Raw genomic sequence first — 15,118 nt, forward strand, 5'->3', positions numbered from 1 at the left:
AGAGATATGAAACTTTGGGATAAAGGAATGAAAACCGATGAGAAGATTGACAGATTTACTGTGGGCAACGACAGGGAGCTGGATCTCTTCCTGGCGGCTTATGACGTAAAGGCTTCCATGGCGCATTGTAAGATGTTACATGCTATTGGTTTGCTCAGCAATGAAGAAAATAATGCTTTGTTATCCGAATTGGATTCGATTGGAAAAACTGTTGAAAAAGGAGAGTTTACCATTGAGGAATCCTTTGAAGACATGCATTCCAAGATCGAGTTTCTGCTGATAGACCGACTAGGCGATACGGGAAAGAAAATTCATACCGCCCGGTCGAGAAATGACCAGGTACTGGTGGCCATCCAACTCTATGTCAAAGACGAATTAACGGAGCTGAGACAGCAAGTAACTGAGCTATTCGATTTATTGCTCCGTCTTGCCGATAAACATAGTAATGTTCTCCTCCCGGGTTATACCCATTTGCAGGTGGCAATGCCTTCTTCTTTCGGCCTTTGGTTCTCTGCCTATGCGGAGAGTCTTATTGACGATATGATTCTGATCAATGCTGCTTCTGATATTGCCGATCAGAATCCCTTGGGGAGTGCGGCCGGATACGGTAGTTCTTTCCCGATAGACCGGGCGATGACCACAGAGGAATTAGGATTCAAATCCCTGAAATACAATGTTGTTGCAGCTCAGATGGGAAGAGGAAAGGTAGAAAGAGTAACGGCTACAGCCTTAGCCAGCGTAGGGGCTACCTTGGCCAAAATGGCCATGGATATATGTCTGTATATGAGTCAGAATTTCGATTTTATATCCTTTCCTGACGAACTTACGACGGGCAGCAGCATTATGCCTCATAAAAAAAATCCCGATGTCTTTGAGTTGATCCGAGGCAAGTGTAACGTCATACAAGCCCTACCCAATGAATTGTCTATGATGCTTACCAATTTGCCAAGTGGCTACCACAGAGATCTTCAGGTAACAAAGAATAGTCTGATACCCGCATTTCAGGAATTAAAAGCTTGTCTCGATATGACCACCTTTAGCTTAAGGAAAATCAAAGTGCGCGAAAATATTTTAGACGATCCCAAATACAACCTGCTCTTTACCGTAGATGCAATGAATGAACTGGTGCAGAAAGGTGTTCCTTTTCGTGACGCTTACCGTCAAATAGGAAATGAAGTAGAAGGTGGAAATTTTAAGTCAAGAAAAAATGCCCGACATACTCATTTGGGCAGTATTGGAAATCTTTGTCTTGATGAGATCAGACAAAAAATGAAGAATTATTCAGAATAGTTCGAACAAAATTGCCTTGAGTTCTTATATTTAGGGACAACAACCTAAACCAAAATACAACAGGCTATGTTCAGTTTAGTCTATCGGTCCGTTGCTAGGCCCGGATTTAATCTGGATCAGATCCAGGAAATGCTGAGAAAAGCACGGAATTTTAACCATCAGCAGGGCATTACAGGATGTCTGCTATACCATGAGGGAGAATTTATTCAGTATCTCGAAGGGAACCAATACAAAGTCTTAACCCTGTTTGATAAAATCAAAGTCGATTCGCGACACATTGAGGTTGAATTGCTGAGTTATGCGGAAAGGGAAGGACGGGCTTTTGAAAAATGGGATATGGCCTACGAGAATTTTTTTGGCGAGAACCCACAGATCACTCATCTGAAACTGATGGTAGATGAATACTTGTCGAATAAATCAAACCATACCGCTGAGAATCCTTCAAAAATAGTTTTCTGGGAACAGGTGGGCTCGGTACTCCACGGCACCCGAACCTCAGCGGGAAATTAGACTACTGCAGCATCCCTAAATTGATCACTTCTTGTTGGGTTAAATGACGCCAGTGACCTCTGGGTAAGTCTTTTTTGGTTAGTCCGGCAAAAATCACCCGATCTAGTTTCACCACTGTGTAACCTAAGTGCTCAAAAATCCGCCTTACGATCCTGTTCTTCCCACTGTGAATCTCAATACCTACCTCCCTCTTTGGAGCGTTGTTAAGGTAGCTCAGGTCGTCTACCTTTATAAGGCCATCTTCAAGCATAATGCCTTCCTGAATTGTGCGAAAATCTTCTGCTTTCAGATTTTTATTAAGCTCTACATGATAGATCTTTCGAATGCCATATTTGGGATGGGTTAATTTTTTTGCCAAGTCACCGTCATTCGTGAATAAGAGCAAACCTGTAGTATTTCGATCCAGACGCCCAACCGGGACCAGCCTGGCCTTAGTTGCATTACTTATAAGCTCCATAACGGTTCTCCTCCCCTTTTCATCTCGGGTAGTAGTGATAAAATTCTTTGGCTTATTGAGGAGTACGTATTCCTTCTTCTCTGGATTTAACAAGCGACCATCAAACCTTACCTCATCGGTTCGATTAACCTTAAAACCCATCTCTGTAATGGTCTTCCCATTTACAGTTACATTTCCTGCTGCGATATAAGTATCTGCCTCCCTGCGGGAACAGACACCGGCATTGGCAACGTATTTGTTCAACCTGATGAGATTGGGATCTGAGGCAGGGGTATTTTCTCTTTTTTTCTTGATAGGAGCGTTACCTCTTGCATAACTCTTCTTCCTGAAATTTCCTGCTCCTCTTCCCGAAGATTTCCCCTCATTCTTATAGTCGGATCTGCTCATGAATAAATTTTCCCCAAAGGTAGCAAATTGCCTTGGTCCGGAACGCTTTCTAGAGGATTCGGTTTAAAACCAGGTCAATATCAATAAGAAGAATACTAAATACACCCGCGATGATAATAAACTTCAGGATATTGTGAAGCCAGACGTAGTCTTTCTTGGTAGAAGCTTTCCAAAGCAGAAAAATGAAAATGATCAAAAGGATCATCGCGACTATAAAATAGAGGTACATCTCGCCCACATCGAAGATTTCAATTAAGAGAAAGGCAGGAAGTAGGGATAATCCCGCTAAAAGCGTTATAGCAATTTTGGAATACTTAGTCCCAAATAAGACAGGTATGGTCTTGTAATTAAGAGCCAGGTCCCCGGCAATATTCTCCATGTCCTTAATAAACTCTCTAGACAAAATGAGCGAAAAAAGGAATATCGCATGTACAAAAATGACGGTTTCAAAATTCCTGTAATAAACAAATACCGCAAAGAAAGGAGTAATCGCAAGAACGGCAGAAACTAAATTCCCAAAGAAGGGAATCCGTTTCAATTTGTGGGAATAAAGCCAGATTCCGAAAATATATGAGGCAAAAAAAAGAACCGCCTTAAAGGAAACATAACTGGCCAGAAGAACAGACAGGAGATTTAAAATAAAATAAGTGCTCAGCTTGGTTCGCTGACTAACCAGACGGTCGAGCATTGACTTTCGGGGCTTGTTGATCAGGTCCTTCTCAGAATCGTAAAAACTATTGATAATATATCCGGCAGCAATTACCAGGGCCGAGGCAAAAACGATTACAAAGAGGCTTAAGTCGAACACCACATCGCGCAAAGGCAGATCCGGGGCCATGATATAAATAGCCGCAAGGTATTGAGCCAGCACTATCATGAGCACATTATAGCCTCTGACAATCGAAAACAAACTCAGCAGCTTTAAAAGCAGGAGTTTGTTCTTTCTACTAAGCATTAAAGTATTTTTAGAAGTTGTAAACCACTTCCAGTCGGTGTCCTTCCAGGGCTTTTTTTGCTTTATCGATATCCTGTGTAAATCCAAGGATGTATCCACCTCCGCCGGAACCGCAAAGCTTTAGATAGTAGTCATTAGATTCGATCCCCTTTTCCCATAGTTGATGGAATTGCTTTGGGATCATCGGCTTGAAGTGATCTAAAACCACATGAGACAATTGTTTGAGATTTCCGAAAAGCGATTTTACATTCCCGGAAAGAAAGTCTTCCACACAGGCATCGGTATGCTTTATGAATTGATCTTTAAGAACTGTTCGAAAACCTTCATTCTTCATCTTCTCCATAAAGATCTGAACCATCGGGGCTGTTTCCCCGGTCATGCCACTATCCAGCAGGAATACGGCTCCCTTGCCGTTTAAATTCTGCGAGGGAATGCTGGTAGATTCGATATTGTCTTGCGAATTGATGAGGATAGGCAAGCTGAGATAGCTGTTGAGAGGGTCAAGGCCAGATGACTTTCCATGGAAAAAAGATTCCATCTTACCAAAAATAGCCTTCAGGTGCAGGAGCTTCTCACGTGTGAGATTCTCCAGAACAGTTATTTTTTCAAACGCGTATTTATCATAAATGGCGGCCACCAGAGCTCCACTGCTCCCAATACCGTATCCCTGAGGAATAGAACTGTCAAAGTACATTCCCTTTTCCAAATCGCTTTTTAAAGTATCTGTGTCAAATTGTACCAGACCTGGATCTTCCGTTTGTAATTGCTCCAGATATTCTGCAAACTTCACCAAGCTTTGGTTCGATTTGACCGCCGCCTCAGGAAGGGGAAATTCCGTTTTCAATGCTCCTTTAAAAAAATTATAAGGGATTGAAAGGCCTTTGGAATCTTTAATGATACCGTATTCCCCAAACAGGAGTATCTTAGAATAAAAAAGTGGTCCTTTCATATGGTATTAGCGAAACCGCTGCTTAAAGATAGTCTTAAATTGCAGATAGAAAACATCCCGGTTATAATTTTTCAGCACCCGGGCCTATCACGTCGCAAATATACTGCCCCTTTTCACAATACACAACAAGCTCATTCTTAATAAATTGCAAAACTTTTTCGGCACTTTCACCGGGATAAAGCAAATGAACGTTGGCTCCTGCATCTAGTGTAAAGCACAGGGCCACGCCGGTTTTCTTCCTGAATTCCCATATTTTTTCGATGATTGCTACGGTATTTGGCTTCATAAGAAGATAGGATGGAGTACTACTCATCATCATGGCATGGAGGGTAAGAGCCTCGCCCTCTACCAGTTGAATAAACAAGTCCATATTCCCATTTGCCAGTACTTCAATCAGGGAGGACAGGTTCTTATTAGCCTGAGCAAACCTTTGGGTGGCAAAGGGGTGACCTTCCATTAATGCATGCCCCGCAGTACTGCTTACTGTCTTTGCTCCCTTATGGACTAACAGGATCGTATCACGAAAGTCATTAAAAATGTCGTGTACCGGCCCTGTGAATTCAGATCCGTATAAATCGGAACTCCCACTGAGCTGAGAGTGCATCCCCCAACTCACCAAAGGACCTTGTATACTCCTGCATGCACTTCCAGATCCCAAACGCGACAGAAAAGAAGCTTTGCGAAAGAACATTTCTTCGCTCATTTCCGGATTCATAGTATTTTCAAATTCCATGATACATAGGGAAAGTGCAGCCATACCACTGGCTGAAGATGCAATTCCACTACTATGAGGAAAGCTATTGGAGGTGCTGATATTGAGATGGTAATGTTTTGACCACGGTACATATGGCAGGATGCGATCTAAAAATAATTTGATTTTAGGTTCAAAGGCTTTGTTGGGTTTTCCTTCAAACAGAAGATCAAACGAGGGTGATTTTTGAGCCGTCTTATGTTTTTTAAAATCGACATTAGTGGTTGTGGCAGAAGAAGAAAGTGTAAAACTGAGAGACGGATTTGCGGGCAACTGACCTGGATACTTCCCCCAATACTTTACGAGAGCGATATTGCTGGGTGCTCTCCAGGAAGTTCTTCCACTACTTGCCAAATTCTTTAAATCGGCCGGAATAAATTCCTGTTCATTCATATATCCAATTTTCTGACAAAGATAATCCTTAGGACATTTATGGACGGTCTCAATTAAAATAAATTCCTATTTTAGGGTACTGAGTAAAATCGAATGAAAAAGAAAATAGCATATATCAGTATTGCCGTTGTTATTTGCCTTCTCATTGGTTTTTTATCAGGCTTTGCTACCCAAAGCTCTGTGAGTACCTGGTATACCACACTTAACAAGCCTAGCTTTAATCCTCCCGACTGGATCTTTGCTCCGGTCTGGACCATTTTGTATATCATGATGGGGATCGCTGCCGGACTCGTATGGGCGAAAGGTTTTTATCACATCTGGGTAAAAACTGCCCTTTACTATTTTGGTTTTCAATTGCTTTTTAATGCGTTCTGGAGTATTGTCTTTTTTGGATTTCAACAGCCCCTCTGGGCCCTGGTGGTGATTGTCATCCTCCTGATCCTTATCCTGGCTACTATGAGATGGTTTAAAATCGTGAGCAAACCAGCAGCCTATCTGCTAATTCCCTATTTCCTATGGGTTTGTTTTGCCACTGTCCTCAATTTCAACATTTGGAGACTTAATTAAATTTAAAAGCTAATATAAGGGCAGGGTCAGTATAAACTTCCGCCCATTTTAAGGGATTATGATTTTATGTCAAATAAATAATTTCTCTTACATTTAAAACTTTCGAATACAAAAATTGACTAAAACGGGCAACTGCAATGGAACAATACATACTAGCACTCGATCAGGGAACCACAAGTTGCAGAGCCTTAGTATTCAATAAAAGCGGTGCCATAGTATCCTCTGCCCAAAAGGAATTTACACAACATTTTCCCAAATCGGGTTGGGTAGAACACGATGCCAAAGAGATTTGGGAAACCCAGGCAGAGATGATGAAGGAGGCCCTGAAAAAAGAGAATATATCTGCCGATAGTATAGCCGGGATAGGGATTACTAACCAAAGAGAAACGGTAGTAATATGGGACAAGAATACCGGTGAACCCATTTACAACGCCATCGTATGGCAGGATAAACGGACAGCAGCCTATTGTGATGAACTAAAAACGAAAGGACTTTCCCCTTTAATCCGAGAAAGAACAGGCCTCGTTATCGACGCATACTTCTCGGGGACCAAAGTAAAATGGATCCTGGATGAAGTAAAAGGTGCCAGGGAAAAGGCAGAGGCAGGTGATTTATTGATGGGGACTATTGATAGTTGGCTGATCTGGAACCTAACCGATGGTGACCTTCACATCACGGATGTAACAAACGCATCCCGAACCATGTTCTTCAATATTCATAAGTTGGAGTGGGACCGGGAATTACTGACCATGTTCAATGTCCCTGATTCTATATTGCCCGAGGTTAAAGCATCGAGTGAGATATACGGAAATACAACAGGCCGGATACTGGGTAAGGAAATTCCAATCGCCGGGATTGCAGGAGATCAACAGGCCGCACTTTTCGGTCAGATGTGTACTCAGCCGGGGATGGTAAAAAACACGTATGGCACTGGTTGCTTTATGCTGATGAATATCGGAGAAAAACCTATTATTTCACAGAATAACCTGCTTACTTCAATCGGTTGGCAGATCAACGGTAAGACCCATTATATCCTTGAAGGGAGTATTTTCATTGCCGGAGCAGTGGTACAGTGGTTGAGAGACAGTCTGAAAATCATCGATTCTTCCGGGGAAGTTGAAAAACTTGCCTGTTCAGTAGATCATTCCGACGGAGTTTATTTTGTTCCTGCTTTTGCAGGCCTTGGAGCTCCGCATTGGAATCAGCATGCCAAGGGTACCATATTTGGTTTAACCAGGGGCAGTACCTATGCGCATATTGCAAGGGCGGCCATAGAATCAATCGCTTACCAAACTATGGATGTACTAAAAGCGATGCAGGCTGATGCCGGTATCTCCATTAAAGAACTTAGGGTAGATGGAGGGGCAACGGTCAATAACTTACTGATGCAATTCCAGGCTGATGTCCTAAACACGGTAGCGGTTCGCCCCAAGGTAATTGAGACAACGGTAATGGGGGCTGCATTCCTCGCCGGACTTGCAGTAGGGTTTTGGTCAGATATCAAGGAGATTGAGACGATCTGGGAAAGTGATCGACGCTTCGACCCCGTACAGGACAGATCGACTGTTGAAGCAGGAATAAAAGGATGGTACAAAGCCATCGACGCTCTTGAATATTGGACGAGAGAAAACTAAAGTACTTAATATGACTCCATTTGTTGCAGAATTGATCGGAACCGCTTTGCTCATTACACTAGGTTGTGGAGTGGTCGCTAATGTCGTACTTGAAAAAACCAAAGGAAATGGAGGCGGCTGGATTGTCATTACAACCGCCTGGGCCTTTGCTGTATTTGTAGGTGTTGTGGTCGCCGGCCCGTATAGTGGTGCCCATATAAACCCTGCCGTAACCATCGGGCTGGCTCTGGCCGGACTTTTTGATTGGGCAAGTGTTCCGATGTATATTCTCGCACAGCTATTGGGCGCTATGATAGGTGCTGCCGTAGTATGGATTATGTATATAGATCATTTTAATGCTACAAAGGACAAAGTCCTGAAACTAGCGGTATTCTCCACAATACCGAATATTCGAAATTTCGGTTCCAATCTCGTCAGCGAGATCGTGGGTACCTTCGTTCTGGTCTTTACCGTATTATTCTTTACAGATGCATCTATGTTGGCAACCGAAGAAGTGATTGGTCTGGGCTCTTTAGGGGCACTACCGGTCGCATTATTGGTTTGGGTTATCGGTCTTAGTTTGGGCGGTACTACCGGGTATGCCATAAATCCTGCCCGTGATCTGGGGCCAAGGCTGGTTCACGCTCTCTTTCCCATAAAAGAAAAAGGTGGTAGTGACTGGGCGTATTCCTGGGTACCCATCGTAGGTCCCGTTCTTGGAGCATCCGTGGCTGCAGGATTGTTTCTGCTCCTTTCTGTTTAGTCAGATATTGTTTTCCGATATGGCCATGGCAGCAAGATAGGCACCTGACCATGCACTTTGAAAATTGTAACCCCCGGTGAGCGCATCAATATTTAAAACTTCCCCTGCAAAGTAAAGGCCTTCGTGAACCTTACTTCCAAAAGTCTTAAAATCTATCTCTTTCAGGTCAACACCCCCTGCGGTGACGAACTCTTCTTTAAAAGTGCTCTTTCCATCAACCAGGAATTCTGATGAAGTGAGTTGTGCTGAGAGTTCCTGTAACTGTTTTTTTGACAGGTCGGCCCATTTCTGATCCGGTGTTATTCCGGAGGCAATGACCAGTTTTCCCCAAAGTCGGCGTGGAATTTCAACCGGGCAGGTTCTGTAGGCCGTTTTCTTCGCATCTATGTTCTTAACCTCCATCAGAAAAGAAAACATGCCTTGCTGATGGTATTCCGGCATCCAGTTTACCCTTATTCTGAACCGGTAATGATACTCATTTAAAATACGGGCTCCCCGGGAAGATAGTTTTAAAATTGCTGGTCCGCTCATCCCCCAATGTGTTATCAACAAAGGCCCCTCAGTTACCAAATGTTCCGACTTCCTGGAGCGGGTTTTAATTGTTCCTGATATTTCTTTACCAATCAGATCTCTTGAGAGTAATTCCACGCGGGCATTAAGGCTAACTCCGGGGATGCCTTCAATGCGGGGGTCTTTAATATTAAAAGTAAAAAGGGAAGGTACCGGGTCAATGATATTGTGACCCATACGTTTGAGGATGTTCCACATCTTAGTGCCACTTCCTGAGGCGATCAGAAGGTTTTTTGTACGGTATGATTGAAGCTTGGTCTTTACTTCCCAATATCCATTGTCTGTTGAATTACCATCCGGTGGATTGATGTCAATAACGCCTGAATTTCTCTTCAGTTCTATATCTGATGAAGCAACAGCCTCCATAAAACAATCGATAATGGTCTGTGAAGAATTGCTCACAGGGAACATTCTGCCATCATCTTCCACTTTTAATTCTATTCCCCGATCATAAAAAAATTGACGGTATGCTGAGGGTGGTACGAATTAAAGGGACCCCTCAATTCTTTTTCTCCTCTGGGATAGGCCTGAACCAGCAATGATGGGTTAAACTGCGCATGGGTCACATTACATCGGCCTCCCCCGAAACCTTGACTTTTCCGAGAACTTGTTTTCCTTGTTCCAGAATCAGGACTTTCATATCGGGCCTGGCCTCTGCTACATGGATTGCCCCGTAAAATCCGGCAGCACCTCCCCCGATAACAATTAGATCATACATCAGTTTGCCCTTTCGGGAAAGTTGGTAAAGATCCCATCAACCCCGAGCTCGCTCATTTTATTGATGTCCGATTCTTCATTGACAGTCCAGACATACACTTTAAAGCCTTCATCCTGTATAGTTTTTACAACTTCAGGATTTGTGACATTTTTGAAATAAGGATTGATCGCCACAGCTCCAAGTTCTTTGGCGACAGGTATGGCTTTCAACGGATCGTCTTCGGTGAGAACAGCAATAGAGATCTCAGGATTGATCGCTCGCATACTTTTAAGTTCTTCCCAGTTAAAACTTGAAATCAGGAAGTCTTCCAATTTCCATCCTTTTTCCCTTATGTAGTAATCTGTAATAAAGTTTACCCGTTCTGAGGTATTCGCCCCTTTGAGTTCAATGTTGAGCGGAACCTTGCCACCGATCAATTTCAATACATCCTGCAGGGTCGGGATCTTGTGATTTCCATTTAAGGTCACTTTTTTAAGGTCAAAAAAATCGTAATCCTCAATCATTCCACCCGCATTACTGAGGCGTTCTAATCGCTCGTCGTGAAAGACCATAATCTCCCCACTTTTGATCCGGAAAACATCAATCTCTATCATATCAACTCCCAGATCCATAGCCTTCTGTATGGAAGCCAGAGTGTTTTCAGTCTCGTGACCCATTGCTCCCCTATGCCCTATTACCTTCATTTTATGGCCCACTCCTTCACAACTTGAAATCAATAAAACTATAGATAAAATTATAATTCTCTTCATCTCCGATTTTCTTTTGTACTCCAAAAATACAACTTGAGTAATAAAAATAGAGACCCATATAAATTAGCTTATGATTATTAATTTATTAAGTTTTTTATTACATATTTCATTTTTATTATCATAATATTTTGAATTATTCATATTTATAATTTGATATCTTTGACAGTACAACAACCAATTAATTTCAAAACTATGTTTTCAAAACAAAATCTTCTGGCAACAGTAGTAGCTACCGTTGCCATGTTTGTGCTGGGCTTCCTGATTTGGGGCGTGGCAACTGTTGATTTTTTTGAGGGGCACACCATTACCAACGCAATGAAAGACCCTCCGGATTTTCCAATCCTTATTCTTTCCAATCTGATTGCTGCTTTTGCTCTCAGTACCATCTATGGTAAATGGGCAAGAGGGTATCACAGTTTGGGAGGAGGATTTCAATTCGGAGTCTGGATCGGAATTTTTATGGGCTTAGGTATGGGCCTTCTTTGGTATGCCACCTCTGAAATTATGGATCTGACCGGCCACCTCGTGGAAGCCGTGTTAGATATCGTTTACTACGGAATTATAGGTGCAGTTATCGGCCTTATGTACAAGGCTACCGGCCCAAAGAGTGATGAAGCTTGATAAGGGGTTTTAGGTGACCTTAATAAATTACCTTAATTCTGTAATTTAAGAATATAGGACTGTAAGGGGGCAAGACTTATCTGAAAGAGTCCTTGCCCTTTTTCAATTTTTAACTGTACTTCAGTTTCATTGTACAGTAGGTCAGATAATACGTATTGAGATCCCTCTTCCAATCCCCAGGATTTGACAACCTCAGGGGAAATCTTCATCTCAAATTCATAAGACTCCGAAGCATCGAAATTCGTCAATACCAGCAAACGCTCGTTGTCTTTCCATCGCACAAAGGAGTAAACCCGGTAATTATATCCTTCTGTATTATCGCGGTTGTAATAGTGGATGTCTTCGTAGGCCCCCATCAGAGCTTTACTTTTGATCGTCAGATTTAGTAGCCGTTTATAAAAATCTCTGAGGTCCGCTTCTTCTTCAGACAGTTGCCCCCCGTCAAATTTCTTATCATTCACCCATCGCTGGTGATGCGGAACGCCGATATAATCAAAGATAGATGTCCTTGAAGGGCTACCAAATCCGGCATCTTCCGCCCCTGGTTCTCCCACCTCCTGACCAAAATATATCATAGTGGGCGAAGTACTCAAGGTTGCCGAGACCACCATGGCCGGTTTACCCCTTAAGGCATCCCCGGCAAATTCGGGACTGGCAATGCGCTGTTCATCGTGATTTTCCAAAAAGTGAAGCATATGGTGTTCAATATCCATTAAGCCTTCCTGAACCACGGGAATATGATCCGTCCAGCCGTGGCCCTGCATAATATGTTTAAGACTATCGTAGAGTTCAACCTTGTCATAGAGGTAATCCATTTTTCCCCTGTGGATATAATCCCGGTAGAGTGACGGATTGTAAACTTCGGCCAGCAATAAGGCATCTGGATTTTTTTCTTTGATATGAGAATTGAGATAGCTCCAGAATTCCACAGGCACCATTTCTGCCATATCGAAGCGAAAACCATCTACTCCTAATTCGAGCCAGTAAAGAGCGATGTCCCTGAATTTAATCCAGGAATCGGGTACTGATTTATCCTTCCATAATGCCAAATGTTCCCTATCCGACTTTGTTGCGTAGTCTGCGGGCAGTTGATCAAAGTCAAGAGTTCCATCAGGTCTTACCCCGTAATTGATTCTCACCGTTTCATACCAGTCGTTCATATCAGGCTGGGCAAGCCTCGAGCCGTTCCCTGTCCATTTTGCAGGATTTTCCTCAAATTGACGATCTGCAAGGGGATGTGGGTTTCCTCCTAATGGCCTGTACCCATTTTTCCATTCGGGAACCTGAAATGCGGTCCCTGGGATATAGTAAAAATTATTGTCCCTTTTATATTCTACTGTAGTATCATCAGTTGCGCCAAAGGCCTCTTTCCCCTCAGGTGTTGAAGCACCTTCATAATGACGTGCAACGTGGTTGGGGACAATGTCGATGATCACCTTCATTCCCGCCTGATGGGTTCGCTCTACCAGCTCCTTAAATTCCTCCAGTCTCTGATCTGGTTTGCTCGCAAGATCCGGGCTAACGTTGTAATAGTCTTTTACCGCATAGGGTGATCCGGCCCTTCCCTTGATCACATCAGGATCATCCTTTGAAATCCCGTATTGGGAATAATCTGTTGCCAGGGCGTGATGTGGCACCCCGGTATACCAAATATGTGTGACTCCCAGCTCCCTGATTTCCTTCAATGCCTTTGGAGTAAAATCACCAAACTTTCCTACTCCATTTTCTTCTATAGTACCCCAGGGCTTATTTGTCGTATTCGTATTCCCAAATAACCTGGTAAACACCTGGTAAATCACTTTCTTTCCTTGTTCTTCCATTTCAAATCTATCTTTTTCCACCCCGTCTTCACGCTTAATATCTTCACAGCATATCAGCAAAGACACAAGTACAAACGCAAGGACAAGTCTTTTAGTCATCATCAACTTGATTTACAAATAACAGAGCGCCTCTTTCACTGATCTCCAATTGATCTTTTAATACAAGGGTATGCCCACTAAATAATTCCCGGAAGGATTTATTCTCAATCTTCATTTCACTGAACCTATCAAGGCTTAGCGATACTGCATTTTCATTTTTGTTTAGGACAAGCATGATCCTTTTATCTCCGAGGTAACGGAATAAAACATAGACCCCTTTTTCCGGACTGAAGTGTTTGGTTTTACCTTCGTGTATTACTTTTTGCCCCTTCCTGAACCTCAACAGAGTCCTGACGAATTTTTGCATCTCAGCCGCCGCCATATGCAAACCCTCCCCTGTAAAGGCATTCACCACATCCCCTGGCCAACCTCCCGGAAAATCGGTCCTGATAAAGCCATGATCTCCGGGCTTATCACTATTCTCCATAAGGATTTCGGTACCGTAGTATAGCTGTGGGATTCTGGGGGCTACCATAATAAATGCCAAAGCCATTTTGGTCAGTACGGCGTCTTCTCCCAATTGAGTGTGCAGCCGGTCCATATCGTGATTGTCCCCAAATAGCATCATATCCTGAGGAGAAGCGTAATAAAAGTCGTTCGCAAGACCTTCGTAAAGTTTTACCAGGCCTGTGTCCCAGTCTTCCTTTTCTGTAAGCGCTTCAACAAGGGTTCTTTGCAATGGAAAATCCATGGTGCATTTCAGATATGATTCATATCCATCGCGGTTGTGAGCTCCCTGCTGCCAATAGCCAACCACCAAAGGATTGTAACTCCATTCTTCGCCCACTATCGAAAACAAGGGATATTCCTTCATTATGCGCCTTGCCCATTCGGCCATAAAATCTTTTTCCGGATAAGGATAGGTGTCCTGTCTTATCCCACCCAACTGCAGTGTTTCGATCCACCATAGACTATTCTGTATGATATACCGGGCCAAAAACGGATTGTTTTGATTCAGGTCGGGCATAGAAGGAACAAACCAGCCATTATCCATAAGATCCCTGTCCCAATCTGAGGCGTAAATGTCCTGGTTTACGGTGCGCCGGTGATTGGTAACCGTTATGTTTTCCCCATTTTCATAACCCTCCTGATAGTTTATCCAATCGGAAAAGGGCAGGTCCTCCATCCACCAATGGCTCAAACCGCAATGATTATTAACCTGATCCATGATGAGCTTGATTCCCTTCGCCTTTGCTTTTTGGGATAGCTCCTGATATTCTGCAAGATCTCCAAATCTGGGATCCACTTTGTAAAAATCGGTTATTGCGTATCCGTGGTAAGAACTCCGGGGCATATCATTAATCAGTAGTGGGCTGGGCCAGATAGCAGTAAGACCCATGTCTTCCATATAATCTAGGTGGTTGATCATACCGCGAATATCGCCCCCGTGCCGGGCATAGTCGTCCTTGCGGTCAACCGACTGTTCTTTCAAACTGAGATCAATATCGTTGGACGGATCTCCGTTGGCAAACCGATCAGGTGTGATCAGATAAATAACATCTTTTGTTGAAAACCCAATAAATTCCTCCGGATTTTGAGTCCGGGCCTTTAATTCATATTTGTAAATGATCGCAGCTTGCCCTTTTCTGGTGAATTCCAGTTCCAATTCACCCGGCTTGGCATCTGAGGGGATCTGCAGGTCGAGAAATAAATAATTGGGGCTGTCGGCCTGGTGAATTTTACTAATGCTGAGGCCGCTTTGTTTGATCTTCACATCGTATTCCCCTATTCCCGGCCCCTTAACCAGCAACTGCAGAGATGGATCTTTAAATCCAATCCACCAATTCGGGGGTTCTACGCGTTCAATCTGGGCATTTGCCATGTTACTTATCATAGAGAAGATCAGAAGGAATAGGTATAAGAAGGAGTCGAAGGCAAAACCACCCTCAAATTTATTACTCCCCAT

The 15,118-nt window shown here is 43.2% G+C and carries 15 protein-coding genes; 6 read left to right on the forward strand and 9 right to left on the reverse strand.

The window, feature by feature from the left end; translation table 11 throughout:
- Nucleotides 1-6 precede the first annotated feature (6 nt).
- Both argH and EQY75_RS11240 read left to right on the forward strand, forming a co-directional pair.
- Nucleotides 7-1,290 carry an argininosuccinate lyase gene (argH, locus tag EQY75_RS11235; protein WP_129605894.1) on the forward strand — a complete coding sequence of 428 codons (1,284 nt, stop codon included), beginning with the start codon at nucleotides 7-9 and terminating at the stop codon, nucleotides 1,288-1,290.
- 66 nt (nucleotides 1,291-1,356) lie between these two features.
- Nucleotides 1,357-1,800, forward strand: coding sequence for a BLUF domain-containing protein (locus EQY75_RS11240; protein WP_129605896.1), 444 nt, complete (start codon nucleotides 1,357-1,359; stop codon nucleotides 1,798-1,800).
- 1 nt (nucleotide 1,801) lies between these two features.
- On the opposite strand, the gene EQY75_RS11245 is transcribed toward EQY75_RS11240, so the two are convergent.
- The 4 genes from EQY75_RS11245 to EQY75_RS11260 form a co-directional block, all read right to left on the reverse strand.
- Nucleotides 1,802-2,644 carry a pseudouridine synthase gene (locus EQY75_RS11245; RefSeq protein WP_129605898.1) on the reverse strand — a complete coding sequence of 281 codons (843 nt, stop codon included), beginning with the start codon at nucleotides 2,642-2,644 and terminating at the stop codon, nucleotides 1,802-1,804.
- Between the two features lie 49 nt (nucleotides 2,645-2,693).
- Nucleotides 2,694-3,599, reverse strand: a complete 906-nt coding sequence (locus EQY75_RS11250) for a geranylgeranylglycerol-phosphate geranylgeranyltransferase (protein ID WP_129605900.1) — start codon at nucleotides 3,597-3,599, stop codon at nucleotides 2,694-2,696.
- A gap of 10 nt (nucleotides 3,600-3,609) precedes the next feature.
- Entirely contained in the window at nucleotides 3,610-4,548 is a 939-nt protein-coding gene (locus tag EQY75_RS11255) for a mevalonate kinase family protein (protein WP_129605902.1), read from the reverse strand.
- A gap of 61 nt (nucleotides 4,549-4,609) precedes the next feature.
- Entirely contained in the window at nucleotides 4,610-5,692 is a 1,083-nt protein-coding gene (locus EQY75_RS11260) for a diphosphomevalonate decarboxylase (protein ID WP_129605904.1), read from the reverse strand.
- Nucleotides 5,693-5,785: 93 nt separating this feature from the next.
- On the opposite strand from EQY75_RS11260, the gene EQY75_RS11265 reads away from it, so the two are divergent.
- The 3 genes from EQY75_RS11265 to EQY75_RS11275 all read left to right on the forward strand — a co-directional run bounded on the left by EQY75_RS11265 (nucleotide 5,786) and on the right by EQY75_RS11275 (nucleotide 8,635).
- Complete coding sequence (locus EQY75_RS11265; RefSeq protein ID WP_129605906.1) at nucleotides 5,786-6,259, forward strand: TspO/MBR family protein; 474 nt, start codon at nucleotides 5,786-5,788, stop codon at nucleotides 6,257-6,259.
- A gap of 137 nt (nucleotides 6,260-6,396) precedes the next feature.
- Nucleotides 6,397-7,893 (forward strand): glycerol kinase GlpK, encoded by a 1,497-nt coding sequence (glpK, locus tag EQY75_RS11270; protein ID WP_129605908.1) that lies wholly within the window; start codon nucleotides 6,397-6,399, stop codon nucleotides 7,891-7,893.
- Nucleotides 7,894-7,903: 10 nt separating this feature from the next.
- On the forward strand, nucleotides 7,904-8,635 hold the full coding sequence (locus tag EQY75_RS11275; protein WP_129605910.1) for an MIP/aquaporin family protein: 732 nt from the start codon (nucleotides 7,904-7,906) through the stop codon (nucleotides 8,633-8,635).
- On the opposite strand, the gene EQY75_RS11280 is transcribed toward EQY75_RS11275, so the two are convergent.
- From EQY75_RS11280 to EQY75_RS11285, 3 genes are all read right to left on the reverse strand, one after another.
- Entirely contained in the window at nucleotides 8,636-9,616 is a 981-nt protein-coding gene (locus EQY75_RS11280) for an aminoacetone oxidase family FAD-binding enzyme (RefSeq protein ID WP_342773994.1), read from the reverse strand. It lies immediately after the preceding gene.
- Between the two features lie 151 nt (nucleotides 9,617-9,767).
- Nucleotides 9,768-9,923, reverse strand: coding sequence for a lycopene cyclase family protein (locus EQY75_RS14500; RefSeq protein ID WP_342773996.1), 156 nt, complete (start codon nucleotides 9,921-9,923; stop codon nucleotides 9,768-9,770).
- Nucleotides 9,923-10,672: a glycerophosphodiester phosphodiesterase gene (locus EQY75_RS11285; RefSeq protein WP_129605912.1), complete on the reverse strand. Its 750-nt coding sequence runs from the start codon at nucleotides 10,670-10,672 to the stop codon at nucleotides 9,923-9,925. The genes EQY75_RS14500 and EQY75_RS11285 overlap by 1 nt, the downstream gene beginning before the upstream one ends.
- Nucleotides 10,673-10,864: 192 nt before the next feature.
- Between EQY75_RS11285 and EQY75_RS11290 the strand changes: the two genes are divergently transcribed.
- Nucleotides 10,865-11,293 (forward strand): hypothetical protein, encoded by a 429-nt coding sequence (locus EQY75_RS11290; protein WP_129605914.1) that lies wholly within the window; start codon nucleotides 10,865-10,867, stop codon nucleotides 11,291-11,293.
- Between the two features lie 32 nt (nucleotides 11,294-11,325).
- Here the strand turns inward: EQY75_RS11290 and EQY75_RS11295 are convergent, their stop codons facing one another.
- Nucleotides 11,326-13,215 carry an alpha-amylase family protein gene (locus EQY75_RS11295; RefSeq protein WP_129605916.1) on the reverse strand — a complete coding sequence of 630 codons (1,890 nt, stop codon included), beginning with the start codon at nucleotides 13,213-13,215 and terminating at the stop codon, nucleotides 11,326-11,328.
- A complete protein-coding gene (locus tag EQY75_RS11300; protein WP_165200644.1) occupies nucleotides 13,205-15,118 on the reverse strand; it encodes a glycoside hydrolase family 13 protein in 1,914 nt (637 codons plus the stop codon). The genes EQY75_RS11295 and EQY75_RS11300 overlap by 11 nt, the downstream gene beginning before the upstream one ends.

It is taken from the genome of Muriicola soli, assembly GCF_004139715.1.
GTDB lineage: Bacteria > Bacteroidota > Bacteroidia > Flavobacteriales > Flavobacteriaceae > Muriicola > Muriicola soli.